This window comes from Enterococcus sp. PLH-Efm8, assembly GCF_053011625.1.
Map to the genome: position 1 here is coordinate 1242831 of NZ_CP172568.1, position 14904 is coordinate 1257734.

The 14904-nt window shown below is 38.2% G+C and carries 16 protein-coding genes; 11 read left to right on the forward strand and 5 right to left on the reverse strand.

What is annotated here, in order from left to right; all coding sequences use genetic code 11:
- Positions 1–59: 59 nt before the first annotated feature.
- On the reverse strand, positions 60–1070 hold the full coding sequence (gene trpS / locus ACIFUW_RS06190) for a tryptophan--tRNA ligase (RefSeq protein WP_002288045.1): 1011 nt from the start codon (positions 1068–1070) through the stop codon (positions 60–62).
- 253 nt (positions 1071–1323) lie between these two features.
- On the opposite strand from trpS, the gene ACIFUW_RS06195 reads away from it, so the two are divergent.
- The 8 genes from ACIFUW_RS06195 (at position 1324) to cbpB (ending at position 7689) form a co-directional block, all read left to right on the forward strand.
- Positions 1324–2061 carry an amino acid ABC transporter ATP-binding protein gene (locus ACIFUW_RS06195; protein ID WP_002296877.1) on the forward strand — a complete coding sequence of 246 codons (738 nt, stop codon included), beginning with the start codon at positions 1324–1326 and terminating at the stop codon, positions 2059–2061.
- Positions 2062–2074: 13 nt separating this feature from the next.
- Positions 2075–2890 (forward strand): transporter substrate-binding domain-containing protein, encoded by an 816-nt coding sequence (locus ACIFUW_RS06200; RefSeq protein WP_002288041.1) that lies wholly within the window; start codon positions 2075–2077, stop codon positions 2888–2890.
- 12 nt (positions 2891–2902) lie between these two features.
- A complete protein-coding gene (locus ACIFUW_RS06205) occupies positions 2903–3550 on the forward strand; it encodes an amino acid ABC transporter permease (protein WP_002288038.1) in 648 nt (215 codons plus the stop codon).
- Positions 3551–3565: 15 nt separating this feature from the next.
- Positions 3566–4222: an amino acid ABC transporter permease gene (locus tag ACIFUW_RS06210; RefSeq protein ID WP_002296876.1), complete on the forward strand. Its 657-nt coding sequence runs from the start codon at positions 3566–3568 to the stop codon at positions 4220–4222.
- A 161-nt stretch (positions 4223–4383) separates the two neighbouring features.
- The gene (gene racE / locus ACIFUW_RS06215; protein ID WP_002317207.1) at positions 4384–5205 is read left to right on the forward strand and encodes a glutamate racemase; all 822 of its coding nucleotides are present in this window, start codon (positions 4384–4386) and stop codon (positions 5203–5205) included.
- Positions 5206–5207: 2 nt separating this feature from the next.
- Positions 5208–6563 carry a ribonuclease PH gene (gene rph / locus ACIFUW_RS06220; protein ID WP_002296875.1) on the forward strand — a complete coding sequence of 452 codons (1356 nt, stop codon included), beginning with the start codon at positions 5208–5210 and terminating at the stop codon, positions 6561–6563.
- A complete protein-coding gene (locus ACIFUW_RS06225; RefSeq protein WP_002288030.1) occupies positions 6564–7082 on the forward strand; it encodes a metallophosphoesterase in 519 nt (172 codons plus the stop codon).
- 106 nt (positions 7083–7188) lie between these two features.
- Positions 7189–7689, forward strand: coding sequence for a cyclic-di-AMP-binding protein CbpB (cbpB, locus tag ACIFUW_RS06230; RefSeq protein WP_002295789.1), 501 nt, complete (start codon positions 7189–7191; stop codon positions 7687–7689).
- Positions 7690–7968: 279 nt separating this feature from the next.
- Here the strand turns inward: cbpB and ACIFUW_RS06235 are convergent, their stop codons facing one another.
- Positions 7969–8889 carry a mechanosensitive ion channel family protein gene (locus ACIFUW_RS06235; protein WP_002295791.1) on the reverse strand — a complete coding sequence of 307 codons (921 nt, stop codon included), beginning with the start codon at positions 8887–8889 and terminating at the stop codon, positions 7969–7971.
- A 125-nt stretch (positions 8890–9014) separates the two neighbouring features.
- Here ACIFUW_RS06235 and ACIFUW_RS06240 point away from each other — a divergent pair, with 125 nt between their 5' ends.
- The gene (locus ACIFUW_RS06240) at positions 9015–10067 is read left to right on the forward strand and encodes a branched-chain amino acid aminotransferase (protein WP_002321517.1); all 1053 of its coding nucleotides are present in this window, start codon (positions 9015–9017) and stop codon (positions 10065–10067) included.
- 109 nt (positions 10068–10176) lie between these two features.
- Here ACIFUW_RS06240 and fabI read toward each other — a convergent pair whose 3' ends face one another.
- Positions 10177–10932, reverse strand: a complete 756-nt coding sequence (gene fabI / locus ACIFUW_RS06245; RefSeq protein ID WP_002295795.1) for an enoyl-ACP reductase FabI — start codon at positions 10930–10932, stop codon at positions 10177–10179.
- 219 nt (positions 10933–11151) lie between these two features.
- On the opposite strand from fabI, the gene fabZ reads away from it, so the two are divergent.
- Positions 11152–11592 carry a 3-hydroxyacyl-ACP dehydratase FabZ gene (gene fabZ / locus ACIFUW_RS06250; RefSeq protein WP_002295797.1) on the forward strand — a complete coding sequence of 147 codons (441 nt, stop codon included), beginning with the start codon at positions 11152–11154 and terminating at the stop codon, positions 11590–11592.
- A gap of 114 nt (positions 11593–11706) precedes the next feature.
- On the opposite strand, the gene ACIFUW_RS06255 is transcribed toward fabZ, so the two are convergent.
- Positions 11707–12468 carry a peptidylprolyl isomerase gene (locus tag ACIFUW_RS06255; protein ID WP_002296283.1) on the reverse strand — a complete coding sequence of 254 codons (762 nt, stop codon included), beginning with the start codon at positions 12466–12468 and terminating at the stop codon, positions 11707–11709.
- 188 nt (positions 12469–12656) lie between these two features.
- Here ACIFUW_RS06255 and ACIFUW_RS06260 point away from each other — a divergent pair, with 188 nt between their 5' ends.
- Complete coding sequence (locus tag ACIFUW_RS06260; RefSeq protein WP_002295800.1) at positions 12657–13751, forward strand: DUF871 domain-containing protein; 1095 nt, start codon at positions 12657–12659, stop codon at positions 13749–13751.
- Between the two features lie 85 nt (positions 13752–13836).
- On the opposite strand, the gene ACIFUW_RS06265 is transcribed toward ACIFUW_RS06260, so the two are convergent.
- Complete coding sequence (locus ACIFUW_RS06265; protein ID WP_002297271.1) at positions 13837–14796, reverse strand: IS30-like element IS6770 family transposase; 960 nt, start codon at positions 14794–14796, stop codon at positions 13837–13839.
- Positions 14797–14904: the final 108 nt, after the last annotated feature.

Below are 14904 nucleotides of genomic sequence, written 5' to 3' on the forward strand. Positions count from 1 at the left end.
AGCACAGAGACGAGATAAAAAAACAGGCCTTTACAGCCTGCTTTTTTAGAGTAAATGAATTAATGGAAGTAATTGATTCCCATTGCTGATTTTACTTCAGAAAGTGTTTGTGCAGCTACTTTAGCAGCTTCTTCACTACCTTTACGTAAGATTTCCATAACAGCTGAAGGATCTTTTTCCAATTCTTCTCGGCGCGCACGGATCGGTGCAAATTCAGCTTCCAATACATCAATGAGGTATCGTTTGATCTTTACATCACCAAGTCCGCCGCGGCGGTAATGAGCTTTCATTTCTTCAATTGCTTCTTTATCTGTTCCGAATACATCCAAGTAGGTGAAGACCATATTCCCTTCTACTTGTCCAGGATCTTGTACATGGATGTGGTTTGGATCAGTATACATACTCATGACTTTTTTCTGTAAGACATCGGCAGGATCGGAGATATAAATACCGTTTCCTAACGATTTACTCATTTTGCCATTTCCATCGATTCCAGGTAATCTACCCATTCCTTTTGGTGGGAATACGCCTTTTGGTTCCACCAAGACTTCACCATATGTATGATTGAAGCTTTGTACGATTTCCTGTGTCTGCTCTAGCATTGGTTTTTGATCCTCACCAACAGGTACAAGATTCGCTTTGAATGCAGTGATATCTGCTGCTTGAGAAACAGGATAGATAAAGAATCCTGTAGGCACGCTTTCACCGAATTTTTTTTGTTCGATTTCTGTTTTGACAGTCGGATTGCGCCGAACGCGTCCTACGCTGACTAAGTTCAAATAATACATGGTTAATTCAGCTAATTCCGGAATTTGTGATTGGATAAATAAAGTAGATTTTGCAGGATCTAATCCCACGGCTAAATAGTCTAAAGCAACTTGCAAGACATTTGATGAAACCTTCTCAGGATTTTTAGCATTATCTGTCAGTGCTTGCATGTCAGCAATCATGACAAACAGTTGGTTGTCTTCATCTGCCTGCATAGCCACTCGGGTTTTTAGAGAACCGACGTAATGCCCTAAATGCAGCTTCCCAGTTGGTCGATCTCCCGTTAAAATAATATTTTTCAAAAAAGACACCTCTTTACGATTTGTAAGTCTGAGCACTTAATATCTTACCGTTTTTCCTGAAAAGAAACAACAGTTCCTAAGGAAAAAACAAGGAAAGAGGATAAAATAACTAATAGATTAGAAATGGAAGAAATATTTATGGGAGAATAAACGTTCTAAGAAACTTTACAAATTACTAAACTATCAGATATAATGTATTTTATTATACATCTTTAAAAGAAATCTTACTAAATAATAATGGGAGTGTAATTCTATGGCAATGATTAAATTTGATCACGTGGATAAATATTATGGCAAGTTCCACGCATTAAAAAATATCAATCTCGAATTCGAGAAAGGAGAAGTTGTCGTTGTCATTGGTCCTTCTGGTTCAGGAAAGAGCACGATGCTTCGCTGTATCAATGGATTAGAGACGATCTCTTCAGGTAAGCTGCTGATTAATGATACTGACTTGCATGATAAAAAGACAAAACTGACAGAAGTCCGAAAAAACATCGGCATGGTTTTCCAACATTTCAATTTGTACCCAAATAAAACTGTTCTGGAAAACATCAAATTAGCACCAATCAAAGTGTTGAAGCAAGACCAGGCAACTGCAGTCAAAAACGCGGAGAAATTTTTGAAAACTGTCAATATGTTAGATAAGAAAGATTCTTATCCTTCCATGTTATCCGGGGGACAACAGCAACGGGTGGCAATCGCCAGAGGTTTAGCGATGAATCCTGAGATGCTGCTGTTTGATGAACCTACTTCTGCTTTGGATCCGGAAATGATTGGTGATGTATTAGACGTTATGAAAAAATTGGCTCATGACGGTATGTCAATGATTGTCGTGACACATGAAATGGGCTTTGCCAAAGAAGTGGCGGATCGTGTTATCTTCATGGCTGATGGAGAAGTATTGGAAGACAGCAGAAATGTGAGAGACTTTTTCGAAAATCCAAATGAAGTCCGAGCACAGCAATTTATCAGTAAAGTTATCAATCATTGATAGGAGGAAAAAGATGCGCAGGTTAAAAAAAATACGCCTGATTTTCCTTTTAGGCATTGCTTTTCTTGCACTAGCCGGATGTAAAGGAAATGGGTTGGCAAATGAAGATATTTTAGAGCGAAGCAAATCTACCAATGAAATCATCTGGGGTGTCAAGTATGATACTCGATTATTTGGAATGATGGATATTGAGAGCAGAACTGTACAAGGATTTGATGTAGATATTGCAAAAGCAATCACTAAAAAGATCCTTGGTGACAATGGAAAAACAGAATTTGTTGAAGTCACTTCTAAAACTCGGATTCCATTATTGAAAAACGGAAATATCGATGCAATTATTGCAACGATGACGATCACAGATGAACGAAAAAAACAGGTTGACTTTTCAGATGTCTATTTCGATGCTGGCCAAGCTTTGTTGGTAAAGAAAGGAAGCCAAATCAAAAGTGTAGATGATTTGAATGCTTCTACAACGGTTCTAGCAGTCAAAGGTTCTACATCGGCTGCGAATATCCGACAGCATGCACCAGATGCAAAAATTTTAGAATTAGAAAACTATGCAGAAGCATTTACTGCTTTACAATCTGGTCAGGGAGACGCGATGACTACGGATAATGCGATTTTGTTAGGGATTGCAGATGAAAATCCAGAGTATGAGTTAGTTGGTGGAACGTTTACTAATGAGCCTTACGGGATTGCGATCAACAAAGGGCAAGAAAACTTCTTGAAAGCTGTTAACCAAGCGCTAGAGGAAATGCATGCAGATGGCACATACGATAAAATCTATCAAAAATGGTTTCCAAATGAAACTGAAGGAAAAGTAGAGTAAGGGGGAGAGGCAATGAGCGAATTGATACAAACTTATGGACCAATCTTTGTCGACGGGTTCAAGATCACATTGTTTTCGAGTGTCTTAGCACTTGTGTTTAGTTTGATTATCGGAACGTTAATGGCAATCTTCCAATTATCAAAGAATAAAGTAGTGAGCGCCTTAGCAAAGGCATATGTAGAATTTTTTAGAAACATTCCATTATTAATCATCGTGATGTTTTTTTATGTTGTCGTACCGATTTATTGGTTTAATCTAGATGGATTCCAAGCAGGTACGATTGGATTAACGATCTATACATCTGCTTTTATTGCTGAAACAGTACGTTCAGGGATTCAAACCGTACCAAAAGGTCAAACAGAAGCAGGACTATCTTCTGGTTTTACCTATTCAGAAATCATGCGTTATATTGTTTTACCGCAAGCATTCAAAATCGTTATCCCGCCATTAGGCAACCAATTTATCAACCTCGTAAAAAACTCATCTATTTTAGCAATCGTAGCTGGTTTAGATTTGATGTATCAAGGAGACTTGATCGCTAGTGAAACATTCAATACCTTCGATACGTATATCATCGTTGGGTTATTTTACTTAGTTATCACGCTACCGTTATCTTACTTAATGGTTTATCTTGAGAAAAAATGGGCGGTTCGTTCATAGAAGGAGGGGAAATACATGGATTTTAGCGGCGCTTTTTCATGGATGAATATCCGTTTTTTATTGGAAGGATTAAAGGTTACTGTTGAAGTTTCATTGTTTTCGATCATTTTTAGTTTCTTGATCGGTGGTCTGACAGGTGTGATTCGTTTTGCGAATATCCCTTTCTTTTCCAAAATCCTTGGTGTAGTGATTGATATTATACGGAATCTTCCATTATTATTGATCATTTTCTTCACTTACTTTGCCTTACCTCAAATCGGCATTCAGATGAACATCTTCTGGTCCGCTGTCGCAGCATTAACGATTTTTGAGTCAGCTATGTTGTCGGAAATTTTCCGAGCTGGACTCAATGCTGTTCCAAAAGGACAGATGGAAGCAGGATTATCAACGGGACTGACTTATGTAGAATCGATGCGAACGATCGTGTTACCGCAAGCATTTAAATCAATGATCCCGGCAATTGTGAGCCAATTGATTTCACTGATCAAAGATACTTCATTAGCAGTAATCATTTCTTTACCTGAACTTTCTCATCAGGCACGTATTATTTATGGACAGAACACCAATTATGTGCTTCCGATGTTCATCATCATGACACTTATGTACTTCGTGGTATGTTACGCGCTTTCTCTGCTTTCCGGTTACTTGGAAAAGAGACGGTACAGTTATTAATAGATGATTCTTTTAGCGGTTGTGGCAAACTAAAGTCACAACCGCTTTTCCTCTTTCCATTCGAAAAAAAGAGATTTCGATTGTTTTAAGCAAGTAAGAGCACTTGAAAATTCACGCTAAAAAGTACACAATAGGGAGGATAGAATTTATTGAAAAAAAGGATGATACGATTGACAGATAATCGCCCTATCGGATTTATTGATTCAGGTGTCGGCGGCTTGACTGTAGTAAAAGAAGCCCTGAAACAATTACCGAATGAAAATATTTTATTTGTAGGAGACACAGCACGCTGCCCATATGGCCCTAGACCCGCGGAACAGGTAATCCAGTATACTTGGGAAATGACGGATTATCTGGTGGAGCAAGGAATCAAGATGCTGGTGATCGCCTGCAATACCGCAACTGCGGTGGCTTTAGAAGAAATCAAAGCTGCTCTTTCTATTCCAGTCATCGGTGTGATCCTTCCCGGTACTAGAGCGGCAGTAAAAAAAACACAAAATAAACAAGTTGGCATTATCGGTACGATTGGTACGGTAAAAAGTCAAGCTTATGAAAAAGCACTGAAAGAGAAAGTACCAGAATTGACTGTGACAAGTCTTGCTTGTCCCAAATTTGTTTCAGTTGTCGAAAGTAATGAATACCATTCATCGGTGGCGAAAAAAATTGTGGCAGAAACATTAGCTCCTTTAACCACTAAAAAAATCGATACATTGATTTTGGGATGCACCCATTATCCATTATTACGCCCCATCATTCAAAATGTAATGGGAGAAAATGTTCAACTGATCGATTCTGGAGCAGAAACAGTAGGTGAAGTATCTATGCTGTTAGATTATTTCAATTTGAGCAATTCACCGCAAAATGGTCGGACATTATGCCAGTTTTATACAACTGGCTCTGCCAAACTTTTCGAGGAAATAGCTGAAGACTGGCTTGGAATCGGACACTTAAATGTAGAACATATCGAATTGGGAGGAAAATAAGGATGCGTCATGACGGGAGAAAAGCCCAAGAGCTTCGCAAACTGGAGCTTCAAACAAATGTTTTCAAATATCCAGAAGGATCGGTAGTGATCCGTTTTGGTGATACAACAGTTATTTGTTCTGCAACAATAGAAAATTCTGTTCCCCCTTTTTTGAGAGAAACAGGAACAGGATGGGTGACAGCAGAATATAGTATGCTGCCTCGAGCAACGAGTACGAGAAATCGTAGAGAAAGCAGCAAAGGGAAACTTTCTGGTAGAACAATGGAAATCCAGCGTCTTATTGGTCGTTCCTTGCGTGCAGTAGTAGACTTGGAAAAATTAGGAGAACGTAGTATCATCGTAGACTGCGATGTGATCCAAGCGGATGGCGGTACTAGAACAGCAAGTATCACTGGGGCATTTGTGGCATTGAAATTAGCCATTGAAAAACTTTTAAGAGAAAAAGAATTGTCAGAAGATCCAATAAAAGAACATCTTGCTGCAGTTAGCGTAGGAATCTTACCAGATGGGACTTGCGTCACAGATTTGGATTACCAAGAAGATTCCGCAGCACTTGTAGACATGAATCTTGTAATGACAGAATCTGGAAAATTCGTGGAGATTCAAGGAACTGGAGAAGAAGCAACGTTTGATGGTGAACAGTTGAATGAAATGCTCTTTTTTGGAAAAAACGCGATTGAAGATTTGATCAAAGAGCAAAAACATGCTTTGCTAACAGAGTTTGCTCAAAATGATGAGCGGATAGAAGAAACAAAAACAATCATCATTGCGACAAGAAATCCAGGAAAAGCAGAAGAGTTTCGAAATATGTTCAAAGAAGCGGGATATCATGTAAAAACATTACTTGACTATCCTGAATTGCCAGATGTGGAAGAAACTGGCAGCACATTTGAAGAAAATGCCCGATTAAAAGCAGAAACGATTGCACAATTGCTTGATCAGCCAGTCTTAGCAGATGATTCAGGTTTGAAAGTGGATGCTTTAGGCGGTATGCCAGGAATCTATTCTGCACGTTTTGCAGGGGAACAAAAAAGTGATGCGGGGAATAACGCCAAATTATTATATGAATTGACAGATGTGCCGGATGAAAAAAGAACAGCACAATTCCATTGTACGTTAGTATTCGCGGCACCCAAAAAAGACAGCCTTGTAGTAGAAGCGGAATGGCCCGGTCGAGTAGCCCGTATACCATCTGGCGAAAATGGCTTTGGGTATGATCCTTTATTTATCCCAGAAGGTAAGAAACAAACAGCAGCAGAATTATCGAGCGAAGAAAAAAACAAGATCAGTCATCGGGCTCAAGCAATGAAAAAATTGAGTGCCGAGTGGAAACAATGGCTGGAAGGAGAGAGATAGATGCGGTATTTAGTAGTAAGTGATAATCATGGAGACAGAGATATCCTCGTTGACTTAGTAGATCGTTATCGTTCTGAAGTGGATATCTTTTTCCATTGTGGTGATTCGGAATTAGAAGCTTCTGACCCATTATGGGATACATTCCAAGTGGTTCAAGGTAATTGTGATTATGGACCAGGATTCGAACAGAAAAAAGTGATCCAAACTGGTCAGGATACAGTATTCATGACTCACGGTCATTTATCGAATGTCCGATTTGGTTTGACACAGTTAGCAATCGAAGCTCGAGCTGCAACTGCCGATATGGTGTTTTTTGGTCATACCCATCAAATAGGCTGTGAGATGGATCAGAAAATCCTGTTTTTGAATCCTGGTAGCATTTCTCAGCCTAGAGGCCCGATCCAAATCCCATCATATGCTCTTATCGAAAGTTTAGATGACCAAATTTCTGTTCAATACTATAACCGTGCCCATCAGGCAGTTGAAGAGTTGGCCTTTTCTTTTTCGAGAGAGCGCTGAATAAAAAAACTCTAATTTTTAATAAAAATAAGCTTTATTTTATGAATTTTGCATCCGGTTTCGGTAAAATAGTAGTGTTGAATGAAATAGAAATGGAGGCCATCAGATGATTGGACCTATAGTAAGAGAAATGCTGCTGGAAAATCAGGAAACGTTTTTGATTCCTGCAGAAAATGTGGCAAATGTTATGTATCATCATCCATTGTCCCATGGTTTACTTGTGTTATCGAAGGTCGGTTATTCCAAAATTCCTGTATTAGGAAAAGATGATCACTTTGTAGGACTAGTAAGTTTATCAGATGTGGTCAATAAAATGATTGACTTGCAAACAATCAGCATGGACCCGTTAGAAGGACTAACGGTTGCTGATGTGACAGAAACAGATGTTCCGACAATTGATGAAAATTGGGAACTAGAAGAAGTACTCCATTTGTTAGTCGATTCGCCTTTTTTACCGGTTGTCACAGAAGATCGGATTTTCAAAGGAATCATTACAAGAAAAGAGCTGCTTAAAGCCGTAAACTTCATGGTGCATGAATTAGAACGTCGTAATATATTGTCTCCGAAAATCGAAGAATTAAAAGAACAAATCGATATCGTGAGCTAAAGAACGAGAAACTAAAAGATAATCAAAAAATAAGTAGAAAAAACAGCGTACCAGTTTTGACTTTATCTTGAAAAAGAGGCTGGGACAAAAGCGTTTAACTCCAAGAAATAAGAAGGAATTCACGAAAATTGCTTTTCAAATTTTTGTGAATTTCAGCTTATTTCCGAAGGAGTTGCTTCTGCTTCCGCCGTTTATACGTGTTTAGAGCGTGGGACAAAAGTGTTCTTTACTTTTGTCCCACGCTCTTTTTAGTGAGATTCGTTGCATCGTTTGTCCAAATTATTTTCCGACAGCAATTGGACTGTTCGGAATCGTGAAACCAGAAGCTGTCAATTCTTTGACATAGGAGCTCAAGAACTCTTCTTTTAAGGCATATTGTTTTCCGTTCAATGCGTAGCAGACCGTACGAATCGCAAAATTGCTGTTTCCAAGATCCACTAATCCAAAGATAGAAGGTTCAGTTTGGAGCTCTTCTTGGTATTTTTCAGCTAATGTACGATTTACTCGATCAATGATCTCATAGATTTTGTCATATCCTTCTTCAGGAACAATCCGAATATCTAAAAGTACTTGCATATTTGCACGAGAGAGATTGCTGATCGTGGTGATGTTTCGATTCGGGATGAAATGGACAGTACCATCCGTTGCTTTCAGCTGAAGGGTACGGATACCAACAGATACGACGGTTCCTTCAATCGTTAAGTTTGCTAGCTTGATGTAGTCCCCAACATCCATCTGTTGTTCCATGATAATAAAAAATCCGGTAATAACATCACTCATGAACCCTTGGGCACCAAGACCGATTGCCACACCTGCAATTCCGGCACCAGCCAAAAGTGATCCGATCGGCACACCGATAGCAGATAAAATTGCATAGATAAAAAAGAAACCAAGGGTATAATGAAAAATAGTATTTAAAAGACTATGTAAAGTCTTTAAGCGGCTCTCGTTTAGAATGGCTTTTTTAGAATACTGATTAAAAGACTTATCAATCAGATATTTTCCCACACGGTGAAGAATCCAAAAAAGGACGATCAAAAAAATCAGATATAAACTTTTTTGGATAAAGGCAGCCAAAATGGCGTCCCAATCAATCCCGTCCCAAAACCGCTGAAACGCATTTACTTTGCTGACAGCTTGATCTGTCAATGTCTCGCCAGAAGAGTCTGTCGTACCGGCAGTTGCTAATAATGAAAACATAAAATCCTCTTTTCTAAAATTTGATTCTTTCTGTATTGTACCAAGAAGTTTTCAAAAAAGGAAATAGCAAAAATAACTATAATGAAGGAAAAAAGCTGAAAATAAAATGACAAATAATATGGATAATGATAAAATGTGGAGAAAATAACGAAGGTGGTAAGTATATGCAAATCGATTGGAACAATCTAGGTTTTTCTTATATCAAAACTCCTTGGCGTTTTATTGCCAAATGGAAAGACGGACAATGGGAAGAAGGAGAATTGACAGAAGATAATTACCTGACGATTCATGAAGGCTCTCCAGCGCTTCATTATGGTCAGCAATGTTTTGAAGGTCTAAAAGCTTATCGTCGAAAAGACGGCAAGGTCAATCTCTTTCGACCTGAACAAAATAGTCGACGGATGAATCAAAGTGCTAGACGATTGCTGATGCCAATGGTCCCTGAAAAGATGTTCGTTGATGCTGTCAAGCAAGTGGTAAAAGCAAATGAAGATTTTGTGCCGCCCTATGGAACAGGCGCTACATTATACTTGCGCCCTTTACTGATTGGGGTCGGTGAAAACATTGGTGTCCATCCAGCTCCAGAATATTTATTTGTCGTCTTCTGTACGCCAGTAGGAGCGTATTTCAAAGGTGGACTAAAACCAACGAATTTTATTGTATCTGATTACGATCGTGCTGCTCCTAAGGGGACTGGTGCAGCAAAAGTCGGCGGAAATTACGCAGCGAGTTTACTTCCAGGAACAGAAGCAAAAGAACTGGATTACTCAGATTGTGTTTATCTTGATCCAGCCACACATACGAAAATCGAAGAAGTAGGTGCAGCAAATTTCTTTGGAATTACAAAAGACGGAAAATTCATCACTCCGCAATCGCCCTCTATCTTACCAAGTATCACGAAATATTCCTTGTTGCAGTTAGCTGAAGAACGACTAGGACTGCAAGCAATTGAAGGAGATATTTTCATTGATGATCTAGATCAATTTGCAGAAGCTGGTGCATGTGGTACAGCGGCTGTTATTTCTCCAATCGGTGGGATTTATCACAATAACAATCTTCATGTATTTTATAGTGAAACGGAAGTAGGACCAGTAACAAAACGGTTGTATGATGAATTGACAGGTATTCAATTTGGAGACATAGAAGCACCAGAAGGCTGGATTGAAGTCGTGGAATAATTTCAAAGTAATGAGTTGAAAAAAACGTAAAAAGAAAAAATCAGGAAGAGACTTTAAAAAGTTTTTTCCTGATTTTTATATGTTTTACTTTAAAGAATGCAACAAAAGTTTATGAAAGATGGACACCTTTGTCAACGTAGATAATATCACCGATGATTCCGCTGGAAAGTGGGCTGATTAAGAAAGCACAAGCATTACCGACTTCTTCGATCGTCACACCTTGCTGATCAGGCGTACGAGATTCAGATAACTGGATCAGTTTTTGATAGTCTTTAACACCTGTGACAGCTAATGTTTTGATTGCCCCAGCTGAGATTCCATTGACCCGAATTCCTTTAGGCGAGAACTCAGCTGCCAAATAACGGATAGCAGCTTCAAGAGAAGCTTTCGCAATACCCATCATGTTATAATTCGGGATTGCGCGTTCTGAACCTAGATAAGTCATGCTAACGATCCCGCTGTTTGGTGCAAGAAACGGTTGTGCGTATTTTGATACAGCAATTAAAGAGTAGCTGCTGATATCTTGAGCTAATTGATAGCCGTCTCTGGAAATATCAGACACATTTCCGGACAATTCTTCTTTGTTGGCGTAAGCAACTGCATGGACAAGGCCGTGGATCTCCCCAGCATATTCACCGATGGCATTCATTGCTTTTTCGATGCTTTCGTCGCTAGAAACATCACATTCTACAGTGAATGCTTCTTCGCCGACCAATTTGACTAATGATTTTTTCATTCGTTCATTTTGGTAAGTATAGATAATTTCTGCCCCTTGTTTCAACATTGCTTCAGCACAACCCCAAGCAATGCTTTTTTTGTTAGCGACGCCCATAATGACGATTTTTTTTCCTTCTAGAAATGACATAATGACTCTCCTTTGTTTCTGATAAAAATTTGATAGTCGTAAAAAAATAGAGAATAATAGCTAAAATAACTTCTTGATTTCTTAATTATTAGTCAAAATGTTTTGATTGTCAAACTATTTTTTCTTAAATTAAAAAAAGATTGCTAAATATTTAGGAATATGATACTTTGATAGTCAAAGTAATGAAAATGGCAATTGCCTGAAAGAAGGAGTTTAATTATGTCTTACGTATTATCTGCTACTGAAGTAATGGAATTGATTCCTAATCGTTATCCTATTTGTTATATTGATTATGTAGATACTTTAGAACCAGGAAAAAAGATCGTTGCGACAAAAAATGTAACAATCAATGAAGATTTTTTCCAAGGTCACTTTCCTGACAATCCAGTGATGCCGGGTGCGTTGATTCTAGAAACACTGGCACAAGCAGGTTCGATACTTATCCTAAAATCAGAAGAGTTTCTAGGAAAAAGAGCTTATATCGGTGGGATCAATAAGGCCAAATTCCGTCAAAAAGTTGTTCCAGGAGATGTGCTGAAATGTCATTTTGAAATCACCAAAATGAAGGGATCAGTCGGTACAGCGTTATCTGCAGCATATGTAGATGATAAAAAAGTCTGTGAGTGCGAGTTCACGTTCATCGTCAACCAAAATGCTTGACTATAAAACCTGATATAGCAAAACAAAAGGAAGCTTACTTGCTTTTTATGTAAAAAGAAGACGCCTGAATCCTAGCATACGTTGTCATCTATGCAGGATTCAGACGTTATTTTTTTATTTTTGTTTTGCTTCTTGCAGTATATTGATTTTATCGATTTTTACTTCTTCTTTTGGTTTGTCTGAACTATCTGTTTCGATATTTGCAATAGCATCCACGACATCCATTCCTTCAATCACTTGGCCGAAGACAGTATAATGGCCATCTAGTGAAGGATAACCGCCGTTTTTATAAGCGTCGATGATTGCTTGAGGATAGTCGTCTTTTAAAAGACCATCATGCATATCATCTGTATTTTGAACGATAAAGAACTGGCTGCCGTTACTGTTAGGATCTTGTGAGCGAGCCATAGATAACGCACCTCTTATATTATAAAGGTGGTTGTTGATCTCTGTTTCAAATCCTTCTCCCCAAATGCTTTCCCCTCCAGTGCCATCGCCTTTAGGATCGCCACCTTGGATCATGAAATCTTTGATGACGCGATGGAAAGTCAGTCCGTTGTAGTAACCGTCTTTTGCATGTGTCATAAAGTTTTCAACCGCTTTTGGTGCGTGTTCGGGAAATAATTTGATTTTGATTGTGCCTTTATTCGTCACCATTTCGACCAGATCTTCATTTTCGGCGACATCTTTCGTCAATTGTGGTAATTCCAATGCGTTCAAATCGACGCTACTGGCAGTCGTGCTTTCCGCAGTAGATGTACTTTTTGAACTTTCTGTAGACGAACTAGAAGAAGTCGTGTTGTTTGCAGAACAACCAGCAGCAAACAGCAATGCTGCTGCTAAACTAATACTTAAAATAACTTTATTTTTCTTCATAACTGTTCCTTTCCAATTTACTATTTTGTTATCTTTAATGATAACAAAATAGAGGGAAAATACCTACTTAAATTATTGGAATTTATCATTTATTTTAAAAGAAAAAGAAAAGGTGTAGACCATTTACTTTGTGTTTGCTATAATGTAAGTGGATACAAAAACGAAAAGATGCAGGAGGAAATGGTAATATGGGAAAATTAGGAATCTCGATTTATCCAGAACGGTCAACATTTGAAAAGGACAAAGCGTACTTGGATTTAGCTCATAAGTATGGGTATAAACGGGTTTTTACCAGTTTGCTGCAGATCAATGATGATAAAGAAAAAGTTCTTTCAGAATTTAAAGAAGTAGTTGATTACGCGAATAGCCTAGGCATGGAAGTAATGGTTGATATCAATCCAGCGTTATTTGAACAGTTGGAGATTTCTTACGATGACTTATCTTTTTTCCATAAGATGGGTGCCTACGGGGTCCGCTTAGATATCGGATTCACAGGAGCAGAAGAAGCAAAAATGACGCGCAATCCTTTTGGTATCAAAATCGAGATCAATATGAGTTCGGGCACGAATTACGTTGACAACATCATGAGTTATTCGCCAAACACGGATAATTTATTAGGTTCTCATAATTTTTATCCTCATCGATACTCTGGTTTAGGATACGAACACTTTGTTTTTTGTTCAGAAAAATTCAGAAAATATAATTTGAATACGATGGCATTCGTCAATTCGCAATCTGCTGAGTTTGGCCCTTGGCCTACGCAAGATGGCTTGTGCACGCTGGAAGACCACCGAGATCTTGAAATTGCGACACAAGTGAAGCATTTAATCCTTACAGGATTGATTGATGATATTTCTATTGGAAATGCGTACGCAAGTGAAGAAGAATTGAAAGAAATGGCAGAAGCATTTAACGCGGATTATCCAACATTGAAAGTAGATACGGAAGAAGGTATTACAGAAAACGAACGAATCTGCTTGTTTGATAACCTTCATAGTTATCGAGGGGATCGCTCAGAATATATCCTTCGTTCAACGATGACTCGTGTATACTACAAAGATAAAGATTTCCCGCCTCATAATACGCGAGATATGCATCATGGGGATGTACTGATTGACAATGAAGGGTACGGTCAATACAAAGGAGAAACACAAATCGCCTTGAAGGATATGAAAAACGACGGACGTGTCAATGTTGTAGGAAGAATCTCCGATGACGAATTATTCCTCCTTGACTTTTTGAAACCATGGTCAAGCTTTAAATTAATTGAAAATAAAAAATAGATAATTAGTTATTGCAGAAATAATCCGCTAGAAATAGCCAGTTATTTCTGCTTTTTTATTTTGTTTTTTTATAGGTTATGATTTGTCAAATTAAGCTAGAATAAAATGCTTCTTGTACATAGCTCAAAAATATTTCGATTGGTGTTCTGTAATTCAATGATTTTCTTGGAATATGATTACGTTGATTGCTGACACTGGAAATAAATGTCTGATTCACTTTTCTAAAATCCATTGATTTCGGCAGTCCATTACGACGCAGAATCCCGTTAGAATTCTCGTTTAATGGGCGTTGAGAAGGTGTTCCAGGGTCCGCAAAATATATATCAATATCATGTTGGTTACTAATGGCTTTCCAGTTAGAAAATTCTTTTCCACAGTCAAACGTAATAGATTTAAAGAAGTTTTTAGGGAAGCGAGAAAACCATTGATTAAGGGCAGTTTCAATATCTAATGCCTTACGGCCGTTGGGTTTAATCGTGATAATGACTTTAGATAATCTTTCAACTAAAGTAATGACGGCACTTTTATGATGAATGCCAACGATCGTATCACCTTCAAGGTGACCAAACTCAGAATTGAAATCAGGATAATTATCAGGTCGATCATGGATTGAGCGCTGATACTGTTGTTTTCCCCGTTTTTCCTGATGGCCATTGGGTTTTCTTTTACCTTTCATCGGTAGTGTGTCAATATCAAATATTCCTTTAGAAAATAAACGATAAAGTGTTCTCATACCGCATGAAACAGGCCTTTCTTTTCGCCCGATAATGACGTCAGGCGTCCAACCAAGAGTGACTTTCTCTTTAATGTAATCTACTTCATGAGCAGGTAATTGAATGACTTTTCTACCACATTTTTTCTTATTTTCTTTATACTGGTGCCAATAATCAAGAGCAGTCTTGCCTTGCTTGAACTTATTGACTACATTATAAATAGTTTGTATAGCACGTCCCATTCGGTTAGCGATTTCAACCGGCTTATTATGTTGAAGATAATATGATTCTATCATTGTCAGTTCGTCTATGGTAAGATGTTTGTAGGTCATTTATGGTTACACTCCTTTGTTTTCTTTCGTCGGAAATACAATTTGAGTGTACCATAAATGCCTTTTTATTTTTCTAACTTAATTTTACAATTCGCGGGTTATAAAAAT

What these genes read in the sequence shown, in the direction of transcription:
- fabZ (WP_002295797.1), top strand. Translation starts at nt 11,152, where the DNA reads ATGTCTTACGTATTATCTGCTACTGAAGTAATGGAATTGATTCCTAAT.
- ACIFUW_RS06200 (WP_002288041.1), top strand. Translation starts at nt 2,075, where the DNA reads ATGCGCAGGTTAAAAAAAATACGCCTGATTTTCCTTTTAGGCATTGCT.
- ACIFUW_RS06210 (WP_002296876.1), top strand. Translation starts at nt 3,566, where the DNA reads ATGGATTTTAGCGGCGCTTTTTCATGGATGAATATCCGTTTTTTATTG.
- racE (WP_002317207.1), top strand. Translation starts at nt 4,384, where the DNA reads ATGATACGATTGACAGATAATCGCCCTATCGGATTTATTGATTCAGGT.
- ACIFUW_RS06240 (WP_002321517.1), top strand. Translation starts at nt 9,015, where the DNA reads ATGATAAAATGTGGAGAAAATAACGAAGGTGGTAAGTATATGCAAATC.
- rph (WP_002296875.1), top strand. Translation starts at nt 5,208, where the DNA reads ATGCGTCATGACGGGAGAAAAGCCCAAGAGCTTCGCAAACTGGAGCTT.
- ACIFUW_RS06255 (WP_002296283.1), bottom strand. Translation starts at nt 12,468, where the DNA reads ATGAAGAAAAATAAAGTTATTTTAAGTATTAGTTTAGCAGCAGCATTG.
- ACIFUW_RS06260 (WP_002295800.1), top strand. Translation starts at nt 12,657, where the DNA reads ATGGGAAAATTAGGAATCTCGATTTATCCAGAACGGTCAACATTTGAA.
- ACIFUW_RS06265 (WP_002297271.1), bottom strand. Translation starts at nt 14,796, where the DNA reads ATGACCTACAAACATCTTACCATAGACGAACTGACAATGATAGAATCA.
- ACIFUW_RS06235 (WP_002295791.1), bottom strand. Translation starts at nt 8,889, where the DNA reads ATGTTTTCATTATTAGCAACTGCCGGTACGACAGACTCTTCTGGCGAG.
- ACIFUW_RS06205 (WP_002288038.1), top strand. Translation starts at nt 2,903, where the DNA reads ATGAGCGAATTGATACAAACTTATGGACCAATCTTTGTCGACGGGTTC.
- cbpB (WP_002295789.1), top strand. Translation starts at nt 7,189, where the DNA reads ATGATTGGACCTATAGTAAGAGAAATGCTGCTGGAAAATCAGGAAACG.
- fabI (WP_002295795.1), bottom strand. Translation starts at nt 10,932, where the DNA reads ATGTCATTTCTAGAAGGAAAAAAAATCGTCATTATGGGCGTCGCTAAC.
- ACIFUW_RS06195 (WP_002296877.1), top strand. Translation starts at nt 1,324, where the DNA reads ATGGCAATGATTAAATTTGATCACGTGGATAAATATTATGGCAAGTTC.
- ACIFUW_RS06225 (WP_002288030.1), top strand. Translation starts at nt 6,564, where the DNA reads ATGCGGTATTTAGTAGTAAGTGATAATCATGGAGACAGAGATATCCTC.